General features: G+C 68.2%; 20 protein-coding genes and 1 pseudogene. 9 read left to right on the forward strand and 12 right to left on the reverse strand.

The genetic code is table 11. The features are described 5' to 3' along the window. Positions 1-15: 15 nt before the first annotated feature. Positions 16-1,470, reverse strand: a complete 1,455-nt coding sequence (locus tag N415_RS13025) for a DUF4185 domain-containing protein (protein ID WP_081665224.1) — start codon at positions 1,468-1,470, stop codon at positions 16-18. A 422-nt stretch (positions 1,471-1,892) separates the two neighbouring features. Here N415_RS13025 and N415_RS13030 point away from each other — a divergent pair, with 422 nt between their 5' ends. The 4 genes from N415_RS13030 to N415_RS13045 all read left to right on the forward strand — a co-directional run bounded on the left by N415_RS13030 (position 1,893) and on the right by N415_RS13045 (position 6,663). Beyond that, positions 1,893-3,209 (forward strand): MFS transporter, encoded by a 1,317-nt coding sequence (locus N415_RS13030; protein WP_152531365.1) that lies wholly within the window; start codon positions 1,893-1,895, stop codon positions 3,207-3,209. Positions 3,210-3,434: 225 nt separating this feature from the next. Next, positions 3,435-4,661, forward strand: a complete 1,227-nt coding sequence (locus N415_RS13035; RefSeq protein ID WP_068182038.1) for an acetyl-CoA acetyltransferase — start codon at positions 3,435-3,437, stop codon at positions 4,659-4,661. A 2-nt stretch (positions 4,662-4,663) separates the two neighbouring features. Further along, entirely contained in the window at positions 4,664-6,178 is a 1,515-nt protein-coding gene (locus N415_RS13040; RefSeq protein ID WP_068182042.1) for a carotenoid oxygenase family protein, read from the forward strand. 2 nt (positions 6,179-6,180) lie between these two features. Next, the gene (locus N415_RS13045; protein ID WP_068182047.1) at positions 6,181-6,663 is read left to right on the forward strand and encodes a VOC family protein; all 483 of its coding nucleotides are present in this window, start codon (positions 6,181-6,183) and stop codon (positions 6,661-6,663) included. Between the two features lie 3 nt (positions 6,664-6,666). On the opposite strand, the gene N415_RS13050 is transcribed toward N415_RS13045, so the two are convergent. The 6 genes from N415_RS13050 to N415_RS13075 all read right to left on the reverse strand — a co-directional run bounded on the left by N415_RS13050 (position 6,667) and on the right by N415_RS13075 (position 12,676). Continuing rightward, positions 6,667-7,092: a hypothetical protein gene (locus N415_RS13050; RefSeq protein ID WP_068182049.1), complete on the reverse strand. Its 426-nt coding sequence runs from the start codon at positions 7,090-7,092 to the stop codon at positions 6,667-6,669. 49 nt (positions 7,093-7,141) lie between these two features. Then, positions 7,142-7,915: a VOC family protein gene (locus tag N415_RS13055; RefSeq protein WP_068182100.1), complete on the reverse strand. Its 774-nt coding sequence runs from the start codon at positions 7,913-7,915 to the stop codon at positions 7,142-7,144. An 87-nt stretch (positions 7,916-8,002) separates the two neighbouring features. After that, entirely contained in the window at positions 8,003-8,476 is a 474-nt protein-coding gene (locus tag N415_RS13060) for an SRPBCC family protein (RefSeq protein WP_068182053.1), read from the reverse strand. A 5-nt stretch (positions 8,477-8,481) separates the two neighbouring features. Beyond that, entirely contained in the window at positions 8,482-8,667 is a 186-nt protein-coding gene (locus N415_RS13065; RefSeq protein ID WP_068138600.1) for an antitoxin, read from the reverse strand. A gap of 35 nt (positions 8,668-8,702) precedes the next feature. Further along, on the reverse strand, positions 8,703-11,090 hold the full coding sequence (locus N415_RS13070; RefSeq protein WP_068182056.1) for an HAD-IC family P-type ATPase: 2,388 nt from the start codon (positions 11,088-11,090) through the stop codon (positions 8,703-8,705). Next, a complete protein-coding gene (locus tag N415_RS13075; protein WP_068182058.1) occupies positions 11,087-12,676 on the reverse strand; it encodes a serine hydrolase in 1,590 nt (529 codons plus the stop codon). Before N415_RS13075 ends, N415_RS13070 begins: the two co-directional genes overlap by 4 nt. Before the next feature lie 305 nt (positions 12,677-12,981). On the opposite strand from N415_RS13075, the gene N415_RS13080 reads away from it, so the two are divergent. Beyond that, a complete protein-coding gene (locus tag N415_RS13080; protein WP_152531363.1) occupies positions 12,982-13,506 on the forward strand; it encodes a hypothetical protein in 525 nt (174 codons plus the stop codon). A gap of 4 nt (positions 13,507-13,510) precedes the next feature. Here N415_RS13080 and N415_RS13085 read toward each other — a convergent pair whose 3' ends face one another. Both N415_RS13085 and N415_RS13090 read right to left on the reverse strand, forming a co-directional pair. Then, the gene (locus tag N415_RS13085) at positions 13,511-14,629 is read right to left on the reverse strand and encodes an MBL fold metallo-hydrolase (RefSeq protein ID WP_068182063.1); all 1,119 of its coding nucleotides are present in this window, start codon (positions 14,627-14,629) and stop codon (positions 13,511-13,513) included. Positions 14,630-14,634: 5 nt separating this feature from the next. Continuing rightward, entirely contained in the window at positions 14,635-15,369 is a 735-nt protein-coding gene (locus N415_RS13090) for an enoyl-CoA hydratase (protein WP_068182065.1), read from the reverse strand. 26 nt (positions 15,370-15,395) lie between these two features. Here N415_RS13090 and N415_RS13095 point away from each other — a divergent pair, with 26 nt between their 5' ends. Next, positions 15,396-16,892: a carboxyl transferase domain-containing protein gene (locus N415_RS13095; RefSeq protein ID WP_068182068.1), complete on the forward strand. Its 1,497-nt coding sequence runs from the start codon at positions 15,396-15,398 to the stop codon at positions 16,890-16,892. A 37-nt stretch (positions 16,893-16,929) separates the two neighbouring features. Here N415_RS13095 and N415_RS13100 read toward each other — a convergent pair whose 3' ends face one another. Next, positions 16,930-17,499 (reverse strand): TetR family transcriptional regulator, encoded by a 570-nt coding sequence (locus N415_RS13100; protein WP_068182071.1) that lies wholly within the window; start codon positions 17,497-17,499, stop codon positions 16,930-16,932. 102 nt (positions 17,500-17,601) lie between these two features. Here N415_RS13100 and N415_RS13105 point away from each other — a divergent pair, with 102 nt between their 5' ends. Genes N415_RS13105 through N415_RS13115 form a run of 3 tightly spaced genes read left to right on the forward strand, consistent with a single transcriptional unit; the run spans position 17,602 to position 20,877 of the window. After that, positions 17,602-18,741, forward strand: a complete 1,140-nt coding sequence (locus N415_RS13105; RefSeq protein WP_068182074.1) for an FAD-dependent monooxygenase — start codon at positions 17,602-17,604, stop codon at positions 18,739-18,741. Positions 18,742-18,799: 58 nt separating this feature from the next. Further along, positions 18,800-19,510 (forward strand): two-component system response regulator PrrA, encoded by a 711-nt coding sequence (prrA, locus tag N415_RS13110; protein ID WP_142276448.1) that lies wholly within the window; start codon positions 18,800-18,802, stop codon positions 19,508-19,510. 26 nt (positions 19,511-19,536) lie between these two features. Then, positions 19,537-20,877 carry a HAMP domain-containing sensor histidine kinase gene (locus N415_RS13115; RefSeq protein WP_068182078.1) on the forward strand — a complete coding sequence of 447 codons (1,341 nt, stop codon included), beginning with the start codon at positions 19,537-19,539 and terminating at the stop codon, positions 20,875-20,877. A 9-nt stretch (positions 20,878-20,886) separates the two neighbouring features. On the opposite strand, the pseudogene N415_RS30635 reads toward N415_RS13115, so the two are convergent. Beyond that, positions 20,887-21,153, reverse strand: a pseudogene (locus tag N415_RS30635) (hypothetical protein); the annotation flags it as partial. Positions 21,154-22,154: 1,001 nt separating this feature from the next. After that, entirely contained in the window at positions 22,155-22,304 is a 150-nt protein-coding gene (locus tag N415_RS32240) for a hypothetical protein (protein WP_193376445.1), read from the reverse strand. Positions 22,305-22,307 lie beyond the last annotated feature (3 nt).

A 22,307-nucleotide genomic window follows, 5' to 3' on the forward strand; every position in this document is an offset into this window, starting at 1 on the left:
CGCTTGCGATCGCCACTATGGCAGAACGGTGTGCATCAGCATCACGTCGTATGCCGACCACAGCGACAGGTTGAAGTAGAGATCCCGGCCCGACGACCACGGATGGATCATCGGCGCGTAGATGCCGCCGGGCATCTGGAAGGACGACACCAGCGGTTGCTCCCCGCTCCACGGTCCGGTCGGCGTCGGCGCGGTCCGCGCGACGACGTCGTTACTACCACCGTTGGTGTAGAGCACCAGGTACTGCTTGAGGTAGCTGTTGTACTGCGCCGACATCTCCCCGACCGGCCCGGGCCACAGCGGCGTCGCCGCCCCGGGATTGGCGGCGACCCAATGTCCGCCGTTGTCGCCGTTCCAGTACTGGTACTTGCTCAGGTCGGGCAGATAGTTCGGGGGAACCCGCGACAAAAACGCCGCGCCGCCGCGCCCCGACGGGGTGCCGAACTGGTAGATGTAACCGTCGTTCCCCTTCATGAACGCGCCCATCTGGAAATTCTCATTGCCCGGCGTGAAGGGGACCCCGGGGATGGCGTCCGCCGAGGCGGTGCGAATGCTGCTGGGGAAGATCCCCCAGTTCTGGCCGTTGTCAACGGATCTCGCGATCGCGGAGTAGTTCGTCTGCCATTCCCCGTCCCGGCCCCACTGTCGGATGGACATGTAGCTCATGTACTGGGTTCGCCCCAGGGACATGGCGGTGGTCGGGATGATGCCGGTTTCGTGCGGCGCCTTGTGGATGGTGTTGACGACCTGCTTGGAAAGATTGGACGCCCACACCGGTGAGCCGGAATACCTATCGTTGGGCACCCCGTCGGCGATGTGGATTCCGTGCGACAGGTCGCGATCCGAACTGCGGAACAGCGTGTTGTATCGCCATTGCTGGCCGCGGACCTTGCAATAGCCGAACGTGTCACCGAAGGCCATGAGCACCTGGCGGTTGACGGGGTCGCCGTTGTCCCACATGATCCCGAGGTCGGTTCCCGAGATGCTAAATCGCTCGAGGGTCTTGTTCGGGCCGTTTGGTCCGGTCACCCAGTCGACCAGCGATGTCGGTGCCCCCGCGATATTGGCCGGGGGCGGGGGCGCCGGCTGCGCCGCCGGCTGTGGGGCCGGCTGCGGCTGGACCGGGGCCGCGTTCGGCACTTGCGGGAAACCCGGCGCGGGCGGGTTGGGCCCGGGCGGCGGAACGACGCCGGCCTGGGGCTGTATCGGCGCGGAGTAGCGCTGGCCGCCCGTCGTTCCCGGCTTGAGCAACGAGGAGATCAGCGGACCCAGCTTGGGCAACGGCGCCTGGTCGTTCGCGTGAGTCGGCCGACGTCCGGTCGGCGGTTGGACGACGGGTTGGGGGGCCGGCATCGGGGGCGGCGCGGCCGGGGGGTCGGCGTTCGCTTCGGGCGCGCTGCAGGGAGTGGCGTGCGCCGTCGGCGCGGGGCCGACCACGACGAAGAAACCGAGGGCGGTCGCCGACGCCATCGATAACGACACGATCCGGGGAATCGCCGTCAATGTCACACCTTTCCCGGGAGCGGGCCGTCGCAATTGACGTCCGCAGCTGGCTCATGTGACGATAGTGATTCACGGGGCTAATGTGACCAGCGATCAGCGGATAGGTATGCATCCGTGACCGTGTCGCAACTCACCGGTTTCTCCGGCGCAGCGCTTTCTGCCGAGCAGACGCAGAATCGCACTGTACGAGCCTCGTGCGTGCGATTCTGCGTCTGCTCGCCGTATAGGATCCGTAACCCGGGCCGGGTACGCTCCCTTCCGCCAGCACACGCGGTCGGCGCCCCTCGCGGGCGGTCCACCTAGGAGGACATCCGGTGAGTGTCCCTAATCAGTTGCAGCAGGACCCATTCCAGAGCCGGACCTTTCTTCGCCGCGTGGTCGCCGCGTCGATGGCCGGCACCGTCGTCGAATGGTACGAATTCTTCCTCTACGGGACCGCGGCCACGCTGGTGTTCAGCAAGGTGTTCTTTCCGCGCGGCGGCAACGAGCTCGACGCGATCCTCGCCTCCTTTGTGACCTACGCCGTCGGCTTCGCCGCCCGCCCGCTCGGCGGCCTCGTCTTCGGCCAACTGGGCGATCGGTACGGACGCAAGAAGCTGCTGCAGTTCAGCCTGCTGCTGGTGGGCGCCGTGACCGTGCTGATGGGCTGCCTGCCGACGTTCGCCCAGGTCGGTTATTGGGCGCCCACCCTGTTGGTGGTACTGCGCTTCCTCCAGGGCTTCGCCGTCGGCGGCGAATGGGGCGGCGCCGTCCTGCTCGTCGCCGAGCACAGCCCGAAGGAGAGCCGCGGCTTCTGGGCGAGCTGGCCCCAGGCGGCCGTGCCCGGCGGCAACATGCTGGCCACCATCGTGCTGCTTTGTCTCACCTGGACGCTGTCTGACGCGGCGTTCTTGAGCTGGGGCTGGCGCGTCGCGTTCTGGTTGTCCGCGGTCGTCGTGCTGATCGGCTACTACATCCGCACGAAGGTGACCGACGCGCCAATCTTTCTCGAGGCGCAACGGGAGGTCGACCGCACCAAGGCCAGGCAGTTGGGCGCTATCGAGGTCTTAAGGCGTTATCCGCGCGGCGTTTTCACCGCCATGGGCCTGCGTTTCGGTGAGAACACCATGTACTACCTCGTCGTCACGTTCACCATCACCTACCTCAAAGTCCACGTGCACACCAACACCAAGGCGATCCTGTCGTGGTTGCTCATCGCGCACGCCGTGCACTTCGTGGTCATCCCGCTGGCCGGAAGCCTCAGCGACCGATTCGGCAGGCGCCCAATCTATTTCGTGGGCGCGGTCTGCGCGTGCACCTGGGGATTCTTCGCCTTCCCGATGATGGACACCCGCCGCAATGCGATTATCCTGGCGGCCGTCATCATCGGTCTGGTGTTCCACGGTGTCATGTACGCCGTCCAGCCGGCGGCCATGGCGGAGATGTTCCCGACCCGGATGCGCTACTCCGGGGTGTCGCTCGGCTACCAGGTCACCTCGATCGTCGCCGGTTCGCTGGCACCCATCATCGCCGTGCGCCTGCTCGAGACCTACAAATCCTCGGTGCCCATTTCCTGGTACCTGGCGGCCACCGCGGCGGTGAGCGCCGTGTCCGCGCTGGCCGCCCGTGAGACCAAGGGCATCGACCTGGCGACCCTCGACCGCGCCGATGCCCAAGCCCTCCAGCAGCGGCCGACCGAGCCTGCGCGAGACGCCGCAGCGCCCTGAACAGCGCAAAGCCAAATTGCCCCAAGTCAGCGCCGGTTCTGACGATCAGCTGCCAGGTTGAGCCAATTTGTTTGTCGATCACGCTCGGCGGCAATGTTCCAAAAGAGGCGAATGCGTCGGCCGGCCTTCGCGTTCGTCTAGGTCCCGTCGGTTCAGCCCGAGAGCCGACGGGGCCGTCCCTTTTTTGGCCACTCGGCCGAACCGTCCAGGAGTAGCGTGCGGCATATGGACGGCTCGACGGGCGTGTGGATACTGGGCGGCTACCAAAGCGATTTCGCTCGCAACCTCACCAGGGAGGGCCGCGACTTCGCCTCGTTGACCGCCGAGGTCGTCGAGGGGACGCTCACCGCGGCGAAAGTCGACGCCGCCGATATCGACGTCGTGCATGTCGGGAACGCGTTCGGCGAGATGTTCGCCGGCCAGGGTCACCTCGGGGCGATGCCGGCCACGGTGTGCGACGAACTCTGGGACACCCCGGCCTCGCGGCACGAGGCGGCGTGCGCGTCGGGCAGCGTCGCCGCGTTGTCGGCGATGGCCGATCTGCGGTCGGGCGCCTACGACACCGCGCTGGTGGTGGGCATCGAGCTGGAGAAGACGGTGCCGGGCGATACCGCGGCCCAGCATCTCGGCGCCGCCGCATGGACCGGGCACGAGGGCGCCGGCGCTCGCTACCTGTGGCCGTCGATGTTCGCCGAGATCGCCGACGAGTACGACCGGCGGTACGGCCTGGACGACACGCACCTGCGGGCGATCGCGCAGCTGAATTTCGCCAACGCGCGGCGCAACCCCAACGCCCAAACGCGCGGCTGGACGGTGCCCGACCCGATCACCGACGACGACGCGACCAACCCGATCACCGAGGGCCGGTTGCGCCGGTTCGACTGCAGCCAGATGACCGACGGCGGCGCGGGACTGGTCTTGGTCAACGACGCATACCTGCGCGACCACCCGGACGCACGCCCGATCGGCCGCATCGATGGGTGGGGACACCGCACCGTCGGGCTGGGTCTGCGGCAGAAGCTCGACCGCGCCGTAGACGACCCTTATGTGGTTCCCCATGTGCGGGCGGCGGTCCTCGACGCCCTGCGCCGGGCCCGCGTGACGCTCGACGACCTCGACGGGTTCGAGGTGCACGACTGCTTCACGCCCAGCGAGTACCTGGCCATCGACCACATTGGGCTCACCGGCCCGGGCGAATCCTGGAAGGCCATCGAAAACGGCGAGATCGAGATCGGCGGCCGGCTGCCCATCAACCCCAGCGGCGGACTGATCGGCGGCGGCCACCCCGTCGGTGCGTCCGGCGTTCGGATGCTGCTCGACGCGGCCAGACAAGTCAGCGGCGCGGCCGACGACTATCAGGTCGAGGACGCGAAGACCTTCGGCACCCTGAACTTCGGCGGCAGCACCGCCACCACCGTCAGTTTCGTCGTGAGCGCAACCGAGGGATCATGACCATGGACGTGGCGATCGTCGGCAAGTACCTGTCCACGCTGCCCGAAGACGACGACCATCCTTACCGGACCGGGCCCTGGCGCCCGCAGACGACGGAGTGGGACGCCGACGACCTGACCGCCGTGGAGGGGGAAATCCCCCGCGACCTGGACGGCATCTACCTGCGCAACACCGAGAATCCGCTGCACCCGGCGCTGAAGACCTACCACCCGTTCGACGGCGACGGCATGCTGCACGTGGTCGGCTTCCGGGACGGAAAAGCCTTCTACCGCAACCGTTTTGTCCGCACGGACGGCTTCCTCGCAGAGAACGAGGCCGGCGAGCCGCTGTGGCCGGGTTTGGCCGAGGCCGTGCAACTGACCAAGCGGGAGGACGGGTGGGGTGCTCGCACCCGGATGAAGGACGCATCGAGCACCGACGTGATCGTCCACCGGGGAATCGCGCTGACCAGTTTTTATCAGTGCGGCGACCTGTACCGGGTCGACCCGTATTCGGCCAACACGATCGGCAAGGAGACCTGGAACGGTCGCTTCCCCACCGACTGGGGCGTGTCGGCGCATCCCAAGGTCGACAGCAAGACCGGCGAGCTGCTGTTCTTCAACTACAGCAAGCAGGAGCCGTACATGCGTTACGGCGTGGTCGACCAGAACGACGAACTGGTCCACTACGTCGACATCCCGCTGCCGGGACCGCGGCTCCCGCACGACATGGCGTTCACCGAAAACTACGTGATACTCAACGATTTCCCGTTGTTCTGGGATCCGCGGCTGCTCGAGCACGACGTGCACCTGCCGCGCTTCTACCCCGACATCCCGTCGCGCTTCGCCGTGCTCCCCCGCCGGGGCTCGACGGGCGACATTCGATGGTTCGAGGCGGACCCGACGTTCGTGCTGCACTTCGTCAACGCCTACGAGAACGGCGACGAGATCGTGCTCGACGGCTTCTTCGAGGGCGATCCCCAACCGCTCGACACCGGAGGAACCAAGTGGGAGAAGCTCTTTCGGTTCCTGGCTCTGGATCGGCTGCAGGCCCGGCTGCACCGGTGGCGCTTCAACCTGGTCACCGGCGCGGTCATCGAAGAGCAGCTGTCGGAATCGATCACCGAATTCGGGACGATCAACCCCGACTACGCCACGAGCGCCTACCGGTACACCTACGCCGCCACCGGCAAACCGGGCTGGTTCCTGTTCGACGGCCTGGTCAAACACGACGTGCTCACCGGGAAGCAGGAGGGCATCTCCTTCGGCGACGGCGTCTACGGAAGCGAGACCGCGATGGCGCCCCGGGTCGGCGGGATTGGTGAGGACGACGGCTACCTGGTCACGCTGACCACCGACATGAATGCCGACGCCTCGTACTGCCTGGTCTTCGACGCCGCGCGCATCGGCGACGGCCCGGTGTGCAAACTCCAACTCCCCGAACGCATTTCCAGCGGCACGCATTCGACATGGGCCCCCGGGGATCAGCTGCGGCGCTGGCATACCGCGGAGTCGGCGGCGAGCGCGGTGGGGCTGTGACGATGTCCTACGGATCCCGCCGCCGGCACACGCACTGGCCACCGCAGTTGGCGCCGCTCGGCGGCCTCCGCTTCGCCCGGCGCTCGTCGAACTTCGAAGAGACAGTGCGGTTTTACCGTGAGCTGGTGGGGCTGCCGCTCTACGAGACGTTCGAGGCCAGCTACGGCAGCAACGGCGCCATCTTCGGCCTGCCCAGCTGGAACCTGACGCTGGAGATCGTCGAGTCGGCCGAGCCCGTCGCCGTAGATCCCCACGAACAGCTCTGCCTGTACTTCCCGGACCGGGAGGCGCAGCAGGCCGCGATCGCGCGGCTTCAGGCTGCAGGGCTGGCACCCGTGCAGCAGCACCCGTACTGGGAGGCCACTGGCGCGGTCACATACCGCGACCCCGACGGGCGTGAAATCGTGTTCGCGCCCTTCGTGTTCGGCGTCAACGAGCCCGACGACAGCGCCGCGTCCGGCAGGCACGAGTTCCCGTCGGGCTGAACATCACCGGCCCGAAGCCAGCGCCGTGATCACCGCCATGAGCGAGCAGACCACCGCGAAGGCCGCGGCGACGGCGCCAACATAAAGACCGTATTCCGCCGACACCGGCGGGTTGACGTTGAGCTTGTAGTACCACACCGTCAGCCCGACGATCAGCAGCGAAATGACCAGCGCCGCAACCGAAGCGGCCCTCACCGACAGGCCACGGCCCACCATCGCCCCCGCCACCAGCAGCGTCGAGGACAGCAACACGATCAGCTGTCCCGCACCGAAGCCCCTCGGCAGTATCAGGTTGCCGTGCGTCCCGCCGATGGCATTGGCCCAGCCCCCACCGCCCGTCGCCGTCGTCAGCCACGGCATCCAGGTGCTGGCCGAGATGAGCAGGGCAAAAAGCGCGACCAGCCAACCGGGACGCAGGCGGCGAGTCATGGTTGGGAGACTAGCCGACCCGCCCCTGCGCCGGTGTGATCAACGCCCGCTAGCTCTGCAGCGACGACAGGTTGAAGACGACGCCGGTCGGGTCGGTCGCCGCCGCCAACCGGCCGTATGGGGTGTCCTCCGCCGCCTGCACCACGGCGCCGCCATTATCGGCGATCACCTGCAGCGTCTTGTCGACATCCTCGGCGCCGAAGAAGATCGTCCAATTCGACGGAACTCCCTCGGGCAGGCAGCTGGCGCCGTCCATCATGCCGAGCAATTGCTCACCGTCGAATGATGCGGTGGTGTAGCGAAATTCGTCCGTGTCGGAAACCTGCTCGGTGCGCCACCCGAACACCTCGCGGTAGAAGTCGACCGCGGCACGGAAGTCGCGCGTGGTCAGCTGGTGCCACACGGGGCAACCGGCCTCCCCGATCACATTGAAGCCGTGGTGCTGCAACGGCTGCCACAGCCCGAAGAACGCTCCGGACGGGTCGGTCGCCACGGCCATGTGGCCCTTGGCCGGGATCTCCATCGGCCCCATGCACAGCGAGCCGCCCGCCGCGGTTATCGCGGACACCGTCGCGTTGACGTCGGCGGTGTGGAAGTAGGTGGCCCATTGGTCCGGCGACCCGAACTCGGGGCGGTTGGCCATCAGGCCGGCGACGGCGTGGCCGTCCTTGGCCGCGTTGACGTATCCGCCGTACTCGGGCCCGGCGGACTCGAACGTCCAGCCGAACACCGTGCCGTAGAAGTCCTGGGCGCGGTCCAGGTCCGACGTCGTCAAATCGATCCAGCAGGGAGCGCCCAGCGGCGCGCCGTCACGGATGGGCACGATGATCTCCTCCTGAGGTGTCTTGGCCCCGTGATCGGGGTTCACACGTATCGACTACCGCCGGGAAGAAAACTCATCGGCCGGGCATCACCGACGGACGCCGCCGTCACCGTTCGTGTGCGGATCCGCGGCGCTGAACACCCTGACGAAGTTCCGCAGCGATTGGTTGATGTCGCTGCGCAGCGCGGCGGCCACGATCATGCCGATCGGCCCGAACAGCGCCGGACCGCCGAGGTGCACGTCGAAGCCGACGGTGGAGCCCTGCTCCGCGGGCCGCACCTTGGCCATCAGCTTCACCTTGACGCCGCCGACGCCGTCGCCGTTGAGGGTCATGCCTTCCGGCGGCTTGTAGCGCACGACCGTCCACTTGATCCGGTTGTACATGCCCTTGACCTCGACGATCGACTCGACGACCGTCCCCTTTTCGATGTCGTCGGGCAGCGTGCTGCGCCATACCCGGTGGATGGTCAGCCATTCCTTGTACCGGGACAGGTCAGAGGCGTGCTTCCAGGCCACCTCGGGCGGCAGCGGTACGTCGATCGATCCGGAGAGTTTCGCCATGCGCTCTAGTTCTGGTCGCCGGTGGCAGCGGAGTCGGCGGCCTTTTTCGCCTCTTCCTGCACCTTGTGGATGGTGTCGGAGTATTTGCCCTGCGTCTTGTCGTCGACGAATTCGCCGGCCTTGTCGATCGCCATCTCGACCTTGTCGGCGTTCTGCGCCAACAGGTCCTTCGCCTTGTCCAGGAATCCCATCTTCGTGCCCCTTCCCCGAGGATTCGCCCGGAATTTTACTTGGCGGCCGTCACCGGCTCCCGCCACAGCCGCGGCCGCACCCCCAGCATCCGGGCCCGGATCCACCACGTCGCCTCGATCGCCGCGGCGCCCAGCACGCCGATGCCGAGCGCGGTCGAGGTCACCACCACGTTCGACGGGTCGAGCAGGAACTTCTCCCGCGCCAGCGGGAGGCTGAAGATCACCACGTACGCCACGCCGGAGAACGCGACGAGCGCCACGCGCCACCACTGGTAGGGCCGCGCCGCCACCGCAAGAACCCACAGCGCGGTCACCAGCAACGTGATCAGCGCGGCCGTCGACGCCTGCTCCTGCTGGCGGAACGTGGCATGACGCCCGTGGTAGGCCACCAGGTAGGAGGCGAACGTCGCCGCGCCGACGATCAGTCCCGACGGCAGCGCCGACGACACCACCCGGCGCACGAACCCTGGGTACGCGCGTTCGTTGTTGGGTGCCAGCGACAGGATGAACGACGGGATTCCGATGGTGAACCACGCCGCGATGGTGACGTGGATCGGCTGAAACGGGTACAGCAACGGGTCGGCCTTGAGCGGCTTGGCGAGCAGGCACTCGATGCCCACGAACAGCGCCAGCAGCACCGAGTACACCGTCTTGGTCAAGAACAGGTTGGCGACCCGCTCGATGTTGCCGATCACCCGCCGGCCCTCGGCGACGACATATGGCAGCGTGGCAAATCTGTTGTCCAGCAAGACGATCTGCGCGACCGCCCGCGACGCCGGGCTGCCGGCGCCCATCGCGACGCCAATGTCGGCGTCCTTGAGCGCCAGCACGTCGTTGACGCCGTCGCCGGTCATCGCCACGCTGTGGCCGTGCGATTGCAGCGCCTTCACGATGGCCCGCTTCTGATCGGGCCGCACCCGCCCGAACGTGGTATAGCTGTCGAGCGCGTCGGCCAATTCGTCCGGGTCCGTAGGTAGTTGACGCGCATCCATCGTGTCGCCGTGCAGCCCGAGCTTGCCGGCGACGGCCCCGACCGACACCGCGTTGTCGCCCGAGATCACTTTGACCGAAACATCTTGTGCCGCAAAGTACTCCAGGGTGTCGCGGGCGTCGGGGCGCACCTTTTGTTCGAGCACCACCAGCGCGGCCGGCGTGACCCGTCCCGGCGCGTCGGGGTGATCCACGGCCACCTCGGCTCGACCCAGCAGCAGCACCCGCAGGCCTTCGGCCCCAATGCCCTCGGCCCGTTCGGCGGCCTCCGACGCCGGATCCAGCAGCACGTCGGGCGCACCGATCACCCAGTCGCCGTGGTCGCCGAAGGACACCCCGCTCCATTTGGTGGCCGATTTGAAAGGCGCTGTCGCAGTGGGGATCCACCCCGGGGACCGGTCGTAGGTTTCGGCGATCGCCCGCATGCTTGCGTTGGGGCGCGGGTCGGCCGCGGCCAGCGAGGCCAGCGCGTCGGCGACTGGTTCGGACGGCGCGATCTGCACGACCTCGGAAACCCGCATGCCGCTTTCGGTCAGGGTGCCGGTCTTGTCAGCGCACACCACGTCGACGCGCGCCAGTCCCTCGATCGCGGGCAGTTCCTGCACCAGGCATTGGCGTTGGCCGAGCCGAACGACCCCGACCGCGAACGCGACCGACGTCAGCAGGACCAGGCCTTCGGGCACCATGGGCACCAGCGCGCCCACGGTCCGCAGCACCGATTGCCGCCACCCGGCGTGCGTGGTGAAGAACTGGGTGTAGATGGTCAGCAGACCGGCCGGCACCAGCAAATAGGTGACGAACTGCAGGATCCGGTTGATCCCGTTGCGCAGTTCGGATTTCACCAGGCTGAACTTGCTGGCCTCCTCCGCGAGCTTGGCAGCATAGGCCTCCGGGCCGACCTTGGTGGCGCGGTAGGCGCCGACGCCGGTGACGACGAAGCTGCCGGACATCACCGCGTCCCCCGGGGCCTTGGTGATCGGGTCGGCCTCGCCGGTCAACAGCGATTCGTCGACCTCGAGGTTCTCCTCCTCCACGACTTCGCCGTCGACGACGACCTGGTCGCCGGGGCCAAGCTCGATGATGTCGTCGAGCACGACCTCACCCGGCATCAGCGTGGTGCTCCCGGATTGCCTGCGCACCAACGGTTTCGCCTGCCCGACGATCGCGAGCTTGTCCAAAGTCTGCTTGGCCCGGATTTCCTGCACCATGCCGATGACGCTGTTGGCGATGATGAGCAGGCCGAACAGCCCGTTGATCACCGAGCCCGTCGCCAGCACGATCGCCAGCAGGACGCCGAGGATCGCATTGATCCGGGTGAAGACGTTGGCCCGAACGATGGCCGCGACGCTGCGGGTGGCGCGTTCCGGGACCGCGTTGCTCTTGCCCTCGGCGACCCGCTGGGCCACCTCGGCATCGGTGAGGCCCGCGATCATCGGGTGAAGGTTCCCAACTTGTCGGAGTCGAAGTACTCCAGGTTCACGGTGGTTGCCGGCGAACCAGAAAATGTAGCTTTGGAAATCGTTCCGGGCGGCGCGTTTTCGTCCGTCACCGGGAAGGTGAAGGTGTCGCCGTCCCAGTGCGTCAGCGTGAACGTCCGATTCTTCGGCCCCAGCGACAGCTGCAGCGCGCCGTCGCGCTCGGCAACGACGGCCGGGCCCCAGTAGTCGCTGGCATAGACGCCGGCGTAGTCGCGCAGCGGTCGCGCGGGGGCCGGGTTGGGCGGGGGCTGCTTTCCGACCAGCGATCCTTCCGGGTTGTTCATCCAGCCGATCACCTGCTTGTACAGCTCGGCCCAGTTTTCCCGAACCTCGCCGTACTGAACCAGATCCATGAACTCGGCGGTCAGCGTCTCCGGCACACCGATGGGCGCGGCGTTCGTCAGCGCGATGATCCCCAAATCCTCCGAAGGCAGCACCACGAAATTCGTCGCCGCCCCCAACGAGAACGCGCCGGAATGGCTGTACTCGGTGCGGCCCGACGAGGTCACCGACACGTTGAATCCGTAGCCGTAGAAACCGGACCGGGCCTTCGGCGTCGTCGCGGGAGACGAGATCACCTGCGCGGTGGTGGCCGGCAGCAGGGCTTCCGGCGAGGTGATGCGCTGGCCCTGGTAGGTCCCGTTGCCCAACAACATGATCAGCCAGTGCGCCATGTCGTTGACCGAGGAGCTCACCCCGCCCGCGGGCGACTGCTGATCCGGATCACGCTGAAAGCGAGGCTCCCACTTGTCGCCGACCTTGACGTGGTTGACGGCGTGGTCGGGCCTGGCGATGAAGTCGGCGAACCGCGAACTCGTCGCCGTCATCCCCAGCGGGCGGTACAGCGCGTCGGCGGACAGGTCCTCCCACGGCTTGCCGGCCGCGGCCGCCACGGCCTCGGCGGCCGCGGTCACCCCGAAGTTGGTGTAGGCGTAGCTGTTCCGGAAGGGCGCCAGCGGCAGGTACTTCAGGCGCTCGAGCACCTGTCGGCGGTCGTATCCCAGGGCCTCCAGCTTGTCACCGGCGTGGTCGGGCAGCCCGGAATGGTGCGAGTACAGGTCGGCGATGGTCACGTGGCCGGTGACATACGGGTCACTCAGCGCGAACCACGGCAGCTTGGACACCGCGGGCGTGTCCCAGGCGACGGCGCTGTCGGCGACCTGGTGCGCCACCACCGTCGCACCGACCGACTTGGACACCGACGCCAATTGGAAGACCGTGTCCGCGTTCACCTTGTTGCCCTGCGCATCGCCCTTGCTGGTATCCCTGACCCCAAAACCCTTGGCGTATACGGTCTTACCGTCATGAACGATTGCGACGGCCATGCCTGGGATGCCGGTGCTCTTCATCAGGTCGCCGACCAGGCTGTCGACCTTCGCCACGGCCTCGTCGATCCGACCGGCCGGGATCGCCAGGCCCGACACCTCGTTGGGAGGCGCGTCGGGCACCGCGGGCGGCGGGCTGGACACCGGACGCGCCGGCCCACACCCCGTCAACGCGAGCAAAGCCAGCGACGCGGCAACCGCCGCGCGTTTCGTCATGGCCGCACACTTTAGCGTGGCGACGATGCCCGCCGCGTGCGGCGGGAGGAGGAGCCGCGCAATACAACACAGCCTGGCGACGATGGTCGCCGGAACGACATTCGATTTAACATTCCGGACCCCCCGCGGACACGATGCGGCGCAACATTTGTCTGCAAGCCAGCGCACGAAAGGTCTTCGACACGGACGATTCGGACATTGACAATCCCTATTGGGAAGCCGTCAGGGATTGCGTCGAGGCCGACAGTTTCCGGGGTAACCCCGTGGTCGGTGAGTTCCGCTTGGACCGAAGCGTAGAGGAAAGCATGGCGCGCGCGCCGAACCGGCAACTGCTCGTCAGGAAATACTGCTGGACCATCCCCGACCCCGACACCGTGGCGTTCGTCGCGAAGCACGCCCACGGCGGCCTCGTCGATCCGATCGCGGGTACGGGCTACTGGGCCTACCTGCTCGCGCAGGTGGGCGTCGCCGTCGTCTGCTATGACCTCAACCCGGGCGCGGCACTGGCCACCAACGGATGGCACGACGAAGTCCTGCACGTCGACGTCGGCGCGAAGGACTGCGCCGAAGCGGCGGCATCACACCCCGACCGGACGCTGTTCCTCTCGTGGCCGCCCCACGGCCAGGACGTTGGCGAGCGAATCCTGCTGGCCTACAAGGGAAATCGCGTCATCTACGTCGGCGACGGCCAGGGCGGCGCCACCGGCGACGATCGCATGCACCGGATACTCGAAACCGACTGGACCGAAGTCGATTCCCGTCAGCCCGTGCAATGGTGGGGCCAACACGATCGGGTGACGGTGTACGAACGCGGCCAACCCGAGCTCTAGCGGGTCAGAGTCGCCACCACGGGTTGAACCTCCGCGGGGCGGCGGGATCGATGCGCTGGCCGGGCAACGGCACGGCCACCTCGACCCGGGCGGGGTCCGCCGCCGCCAGCAGACGCTCGACGGGTTCGGCCCACGGGTGGGGCGCCAGCCGGAAGGTCCCCCAATGGATGGGCACGAGCAGGCCCGAACCCGAGTCGGTGACGTCGAGGTGCGCGCGAACCGCCTCCTCTGGGTTCATGTGGATGTCCGGCCACGCGGTGTTGTAGGCGCCGATCGGCAGCAGGGTCAGGTCGAACGGGCCGTGGTCGGCCCCGATCTGCGTGAAGCTCTTGGTGTAGCCCGTGTCGCCGCCGAAATAGGCGCGGTGGCGGGGACCAAGAAAGGCCCAGGACGCCCACAGCGTGGTGTTGCGGTCGAAGAAGCGGCCCGAAAAGTGCCGCGCCGGCATGCAAATCACCGTGAGCTCGTCGAGCTTGGCGCCTTGATGCCAGTCGAGTTCGATGATGCGGTGCTCGGGAATCCCCCACGCACGCAGGTGAGCGCCGACCCCGAGCGGCACGAAGAACGGGGCCCGCTGGGTGTGTGCCAGCGTCATGACGGTGTCGATGTCTAGGTGGTCGTAGTGGTCGTGGCTGATCACCACGGCGTCGACGGCGGGCAGCCCCTCCAGTTGCACCGGCGGCGGGTGCAGCCGCTGGGGTCCGACGGTGTCCGACGGCGAGCATCGATTGCTCCACACGGGATCGGTCAGCACGCGGTAGCCGTCGATTTCCAGCAACGCCGTCGAGTGACCAAACCAGCTGACGGCCAGCCGGGCGGCGTCCCCGTCGAAGATTTCCGGGGCGGCCAACGGGATCGGTGCGCGCGGACGGCTGCCGCCGCGGTTACCCAGGAACTCCCACACGATGAGGCGCAGTTCCTCGCGGTCCATCTTGTAGATGGACGCCGGGTCGAGGTTGACGAATTCGCCGTCGGAATAGTGCGGCGACCCCTCGGCCACCGCGCGGATGGAGGCGGGTGACGCACCGAGGGCGGCCGGCGCGCCGTGCAGCGCACGCACCAACCAACTGCCGACCGCCAGCGAGGCCGTGCCGGCGGCCAGTCGCAGCGCCCCCCGCGGCATGACTGTCAGGCTCCCTGGAACTTCGGTGGCCGCTTCTCGATCCGCGCGACCTGCGCCTCGATCACGTCCTGGCTTGCCCAGGCTCTGTCGAAGAGCTCCTTGTGCTCCGGCCACTGCTCTTCGTAGGCGCCGTCGTCGTTGAGCACCCGCTTGGCGTGCTGTATCGCCAGCGGCGCCAGATGCGCGACCTCCTCGGCCCAGGCCTGGGCGTCGGCCAGCGTCCCGATGCGGTTGACCATGCCGGTTTGCAGCGCGGCGTCGGCGGTGAGCTTCTCCGCGGTGAGCAGCATCGCCCGGGCCCGTCCGTGCCCGACCAGCGAAGACAGCCGGCGAATGCTCCAGTTGTCAAGGGCCAGACCGTATTTCGAGGTCGGAAACTGGAAGAACGCGTCCGGTGTGGCGACTCGCAGATCGCACCGCATGGCCAGCTGCAGGCCGGCGCCGATGGCGGGGCCGTTGATCGCCCCGATCACCGGTACGGGAACCGCGTCCATGACCTTGTGCAGCTCGATGAGCCGGTCGGGGTAGTCGGCGGCGAATACGTCCCCGGACAGGTCCGCGCCGGCGCAGAACACGGTGCCCTGGCCGGTCAGCACGATCACGCGCGTCGACCCGTCGTCGCCCGCCTTCTGGATGGACTCCCGCAACTCGTCGACGAGCTGGGAATTCAGGGCATTGCGGCGCTCGGCACGCTGCAGCTCGATGGTCATAACGGCTTCGGTCTGGGTGACGCCGATCATTCACCCAGCCTATATAGCCTCGTCTGGTGACTCGTATCACGACCGAACAACTGCAAGATGCCGTGCTCGACGCGGGCTCCTACGTGAGCTGGGACAGCGATCCGATGGCCATGCCGGTGTCCGAGTCCTATGCGCACGAGCTCGCCGACGCCCGCGCCGCCACCGGCCGGGACGAGGCGGTGCTGACCGGCGAGGGCCGCATATTCGGGCGCCGCGTCGCTCTCGTGATGTGCGAGTTCGACTTCCTCGGCGGCTCGATCGGCGTCGCCGCGGCCGAACGGATCATCGCCGCTGTGGAACGCGCCACCGCCGAGCGGCTGCCGCTGCTGGCCTCCCCGAGCTCCGGTGGCACCCGCATGCAGGAGGGCACGGTCGCGTTCCTGCAAATGGTGAAGATCGCCGCGGCCGTCACGCTGCACAAACGGGAACACCTGCCCTACCTGGTCTACCTGCGCCACCCAACGACCGGCGGGGTGTTCGCCTCCTGGGGCTCGCTGGGCCACATCACGGTCGCCGAGCCCGGCGCCCTGATCGGCTTCCTCGGGCCCCGCGTCTACCAGCTGCTCTATGGCGAGCCGTTCCCGGCCGGCGTGCAAACCGCCGAGAACCTGCAGCGGCACGGGGTGATCGACGGCGTGGTCGCGCTCGACGAGCTGCGCCCGATGCTGGATCGCGCGCTGCGGGTGATCGCCGATCCGCCCGACGCGCCGCCCGGAGCGGCACCACCGGAACCGACGCCCGACGTGCCCGCGTGGGACTCCGTCGTGGCCTCGCGACGGCCGGACCGGCCGGGCGTCGGGCACCTGCTGCGCCACGGCGCCACCGACTGCGTGCTGCTGTCCGGCACCGGCCGCGGCGAAGCTGCGACCACCCTGCTGGCGCTGGCCCGCTTCAACGGCCAGCCCGCGGTGGTGCTGGGGCAGCAGCGAATCAGCGGCGGGCTCGTCGGACCCGCGTCGCTGCGGGAGGCCCGGCGCGGCATGGCGCTGGCTGCCGAACTGCGACTGCCGCTGGTACTGCTGATCGACGCGGCCGGACCGGCGTTGTCGGCCGAGGCCGAGGAGGGCGGCCTGGCCGGCCAGATCGCCCAGTGCCTGGCCGAGCTCGTCACGCTGGAGACGCCGACGGTGTCGGTGCTGCTGGGCCAGGGCAGCGGCGGACCGGCGCTGGCGATGGTGCCCGCTGATCGGGTGCTGGCCGCGCTGCATGGCTGGCTGGCGCCACTGCCGCCGGAGGGCGCCAGCGCGATCGTGTACCGCGACACCGCTCATGCCCCGGAACTTGCTGGGGCGCAAGGCATTCGGTCAGTTGATCTTTTGGAGTCCGGAATTGTCGACGCCATCGTCCCCGAGCATCCCGACGCCGCGGACGAACCGACCGAGTTTTCCCAACGGCTGTCACGCGCCATCGCCGCCGAAGTATGCACGCTGCGCGAAATACCGTCCGCCGAGCGGCTGTCCGCGCGGCTGCGCCGCTACCGCAACATCGGCCTACCCGCCGCGCGCTCTGCTCGCGACACTTAACTCACGCACACGACACGCCGGCAAGGGTCGCAGTGGCTTAAGTCTCGGCGTGCGCGTCTTGCTCCGGCAGCCCGAGATAGCGCTGGATCGTCGGCCCGAGCCAGTCGACGATCTCGTCGCGCGACATCGCCACGACCGGCGGCAGGCGTAACACGAAGCGACACAACGCCATACCCAAGATCTGGGTGGCGACCAGGCCCGCCCGCACCCCGGATTCCCCGGCCGGCACCAAGGTGGCGACCAGCGGCTGCAGCTGGGTCCCGAAAATCTCCTGCATGCGTTGCGCCGCTTCGCCATTCGTGGCGCTGGACCGCAGCAGGATGACCAGCGCCTCGTCGCCCTCCCAGCGTTCGAGGAAGTGACGGACCACCGACCGCCCGACCTGCGAGCGCTCCCCTAGCGCGAATTCCGGGAACCTGAGGTCAAAGTCCGCCGCCGCGGCGAACAGCTTGTCCTTGCTGCCGTAGTAGCGCATCACCATCGCCGGGTCGACCCCGGCATCCGAGGCGATCGCCCGAATGGTGGCCGCCTGGAAACCGGACGCGCCGAAGCGCTCGCGGGCGGCCGTAAGGATCGCGGCCTTGGTCTGCTCCGAGGATCTCCTCATGTCAACAATTGTAGGCCAACAAGTGTTGACTTCCTACGTCCGACGCGCCAGCATGAGAGTTATGCCAACAAGCGTTGACTAACGAAACGAGAGGAGCCGACCATGAACGACACCGACGTCCTGGTGGTAGGCGCCGGACCGACCGGGCTGGCATTGGGCGCTTCCCTGACCGCCAAGGGAGTCCGCGCCGTCGTCGTGGACGCGTTGGCCGAGGGCCAGAACACCACCCGCGCGGCCGTCGTGAACGCGCGGACGCTCGAGGTGCTCGAAGAGCTCGACGTGGCGCGGCGGATGGTCAAGGCGGGCCTGATCGCGCCGCGATTCACCATGCGCGCGGGCCGACGGATCCTGATCCCGGTCGACTTCAGCGCGCTGCCGACGACATATCCGTACAGCCTGATGCTCTCCCAGGCCGACACCGAACGCCTGCTGCTGGAGCGGCTGCACGAACTGGGCGGCCGGGTGATCCGGCCCAAGACCCTGAGCCGCCTCACCCCGGAGGCGAACGGTGTCACCGCCGTCTTCGACGACGGTGACACCATCCGGGCCGGCTACGTCGTCGGTGCCGACGGGATGCACAGCACGGTGCGCGAACAGGCCGGAATCGGGTTCACCGGAAGCGAATTCGCCGAGTCCTTCGCGCTCGCCGACGTCCGGCTGGCCGGCCCGGCGCCCCGCGACGAGGTGATCCTGTTCTACGCCAAGGAAGGCCTGACCGTGGTGGCGCCGCTGCCCGGCGGCATCTTCCGCATCGTCGCGCCGGTCGCCGACGCTCCGAAGACGCCATCGGTCGATTTCGTGCAGGCGCTGCTGGATTCCCGCACGTTCGGACCCGGCGAGTTGGCAGTCACCGAGCTGCTGTGGGGGACGCGGTTCCACATCCACCACCGGGTCGCCGACACCTACCGGGCCGGCCGGCTGTTGCTGGCCGGCGACGCCGCCCACGTGCACAGCCCCGCCGGCGGCCAGGGCATGAACCTCGGCATCACCGACGCGATCGCACTGGCCGGCGCGCTCTCCGAGGTGCTGGGCGGCGGTCCCGATGCGGCCCTGGACGCGTACGCGGCCACCCAGCGGCGATGGGCCGAGCAGGTGCTGACACTGACCGGACGGCTGACCCGGATGTCGACCCTGCCGCGCCCGTTGCGCCCGATCCGCAACTCGGGGATACGGCTGGCCGCGCAGGTCCCCGCCGTGCGACGGCAGCTCGCGGTCCAGCTCAGCGGCCTGAGTCGCCGGTGATCGCGGGTGCTCGCGGCTGAGCCGCGCCTCCCACCGCCACCGCGGACAATCAGGCAAGATGGGCGGCATGGACACTGGTCCCACCTCGCCCCGGGTCTTGGTCGTCGACGACGACTCCGACGTACTCGCCTCGCTGGAACGTGGCCTGCGCCTGTCCGGGTTCGAGGTGTCGACGGCCGTCGACGGCGCCGAGGCGTTGCGCAGCGCCACCGAGACGCGGCCGGACGCGATCGTCCTGGACATCAACATGCCCGTGCTGGACGGCGTCAGCGTCGTCACTGCGCTGCGGGCCATGGACAACGACGTGCCGGTCTGCGTGCTGTCCGCGCGCAGCTCGGTCGACGACCGGGTCGCGGGGCTGGAGGCCGGCGCCGATGATTACCTCGTCAAGCCGTTCGTGCTGGCCGAGCTGGTCGCGCGGGTCAAGGCGCTGCTGCGCCGCCGCGGCTCCACCGCGACCTCTTCCTCCGAAACCATCACGGTCGGTCCGCTGGAGGTCGACATCCCCGGTCGCCGGGCTCGGGTCAACGGCGTCGACGTCGACCTGACCAAGCGCGAGTTCGACCTGCTCGCGGTGCTGGCCGAGCACAAGACCGCGGTGCTGTCCCGGGCGCAACTGCTGGAGCTGGTTTGGGGCTACGACTTCGCCGCCGACACCAACGTCGTCGACGTTTTCATCGGGTATCTGCGTCGCAAGCTGGAGGCCAACGGAGGTCCCCGCCTGCTGCACACCGTCCGCGGAGTCGGGTTCGTGCTGCGAATGCAGTAGCCATGCAGTAACCAGATCGCACAGCCATGAACCTCCTGTCCCGGATCTTTGCCCGTACGCCCTCGCTGCGAACCCGGGTGGTGCTCGCGACGGTCATCGGCGCGGCGATTCCGGTGCTCATCGTCGGCGCCGTCGTCTGGGTCGGGATCACCAACGACCGCAAGGAACGGCTGGACCGCCGCCTCGACGAGGCCGCCGGTTTCGCGATCCCCTTCCTGCCGCGCGGTCTCGACGAAATCCCGCGCTCACCGAACGACCGTGACGCGATCATGACGATCCGGCGCGGGAACCAGGTCAAGTCGAATTCGGACGTCACGCTGCCCAAACTCGACGTCGACTACGGCGACGCCTACGTCAACGGGGTGCGCTACCGGGTCCGCACGGTGGAGATACCCGGGCCGGGACCGAGTTCGCTCGCCGTCGGCGCCACCTATGACGCCACCCTCGCCGAGACCAACAACCTGCACCGCCGGGTGATGCTGATCTGCGGGTTCGCCATCGGCGCTTCCGCGGTTTTCGCGTGGCTGCTGGCCGCGTTCGCGGTGCGCCCGTTCAAACAGCTCGCCCAGCAGACCCGATCGATCGACGCGGGCGACGAGGCGCCGCGGGTCGAAGTGCATGGCGCCAGCGAGGCCGTCGAGATCGCCGAGGCGATGAGGGGAATGCTGCAGCGCATCTGGGACGAGCAGAACCGGACCAAGGAGGCGCTCGAATCGGCCCGCGACTTCGCGGCGGTGTCCTCCCACGAGCTGCGCACCCCGCTGACGGCGATGCGCACCAACCTCGAGGTGCTCACCACCCTGGACCTGTCCGACGACCAACGCAAAGAGGTGGTCAACGACGTCATCCGCACGCAGGCGCGCATCGAGGCCACCCTGAGCGCGCTGGAGCGGTTGGCCCAGGGCGAGCTGTCGACGTCGGACGATCAGGTGCCGGTCGACATCACCGAGCTGCTCGACCGCGCGGCGCACGACGCCATGCGGGTCTACCCCGACCTCGATGTCTCCCTGGTGCCCTCGCCGACCTGCATCATCGTGGGTCTGCCCGCCGGCTTGCGCCTCGCCGTCGACAACGCGATCGCCAACGCCGTCAAACACGGCGGCGCCACCCGGGTCCAGCTGTCGGCGGTCAGCTCGCGCGCCGGGGTGGAGATCGCCGTCGACGACAACGGCAGCGGGGTCCCGGAGTCCGAGCGCCAGGTGGTGTTCGAGCGGTTCTCGCGCGGGTCGACGGCCTCGCATTCGGGATCGGGCCTGGGCCTGGCGTTGGTGGCCCAGCAGGCGCACCTGCACGGTGGGACGGCGTCGCTGGAGGACAGCCCGCTGGGTGGGGCGCGCTTACTGCTGCGCATCCCCGCGCCGACCTAAGTCCTGCGTTTACTTCCTGGAGCTCTTGCACCACGGCGTGAAACAGGCCCGCGCGGCGGCCGCCTCGTCCTTGAACCAGACCTGCGCGACGGTCGGATCGTAGGCCGGGTCGTCGGGGGTGTAGTACAGCCGGGTATCCGAACGGCCCTTCACCAGCCATCCCGCCGGCCCGCCGCCATCCGGGGTGGCGCGAGCGGAGCCCGGGCCGTAGGGCTCATACGGCAACACCGGGGTCCACTTGGTCGCCGGCTGCTTGGCGACCGGCGCCGGCTTCGCCGGGCGCGCCTTGGCGCCGTGCGGCTTCTTGCCCGGCGAAACCTTTCGCGGCGGCGGCTTTTTGCCGGCGGGAGTCTTCTTCGTAGGCGATCCCTTAGCGCCCGGGCGGGCCTTCTTCGCGGGGGCCTTCTTCGCCGCCGGTCGCTTGCCCCTCGGCGGCTTTTCGGCGGTCGGCTCCGGCTTGGAAAAGAATCTTCGAAGGAACGAAAGCCCGGTCTTTCGTGGCTCTTCCACCGGCGGCGGTTCGGGAGCGACGGGAATCTCCGTGGTCTCAGGCTCGGGCTCGACGGGGAGCATGGTCGTCGGCGGTTCTTGCTCGACGGGAATCTGCGTCGTCTCGGGCTCCGCCTCGACCGGGATCATGGCGGTCGGCTCTTGATCGGCGGGAATCTCCGTCGCCGTGGACTCCGGATCGACGGGAGGCTCCGTCAGCTCGGCCAGTCGATCGATCGGGAGAATTTCCGTCGGCGGGTCTTCGGCGGTCCGCGCCCGCTTCGGCCGGAACCTCCGGAAGGATCGGCCGGGCTTGGGCGATTCTTCGGCGGCCGGAGTCGTGGTCGGCGGCTCGTCCCCGGGCCGATTCTCCGTCGCCTCGGTCGGTTGCTCGGCCGGAGTCGTGGTCGGCGGCTCGTCCCCGGGCCGATTCTCCGTCGCCTCGGCCGGTTGCTCGGCGGGAATCATGGCCGCCGGCGGCTCTTGCGCGGCCGGAACCTCTGTCGTCGCAAGCTCTTCCGCCTCTTCCACGGTGGGAGGCTTCGAGGTCAACAAATCGAGCTGGGCGCCAACCGTCGTCGTCGGCCGCTCCTCGGCAACCGGAATCGTCTCTTGCTCGACGGGTAGCACGGTCGTGGGCCGCTCGGGCTCGGCGTCCGCGGTAACCCCGCCGGCATTCGGCGCCCCCGCTGGCACTTGACGTTTCACGGGACGCACCCGTAGCGCGAGCGTCAACACCAACCCCGTCACGAAGGACAGGGCGAACAGCCACCAGTGCACGTGGTCCATCACTCGTCGTGCCTCTCATGCCGGTTCGCAACGGCGGGGACTTCCTCAACGACGACGCGCTTGTTCAAGATGTTGGCGATCACACGGGCAACGGCCGAGCCCGCCACGAATGCGAGCAGGTACCACAACCACTGGATCACGAAATCCATGCC

The organism is Mycobacterium sp. UM_CSW, assembly GCF_000455205.1.
Taxonomy (GTDB): domain Bacteria; phylum Actinomycetota; class Actinomycetes; order Mycobacteriales; family Mycobacteriaceae; genus Mycobacterium.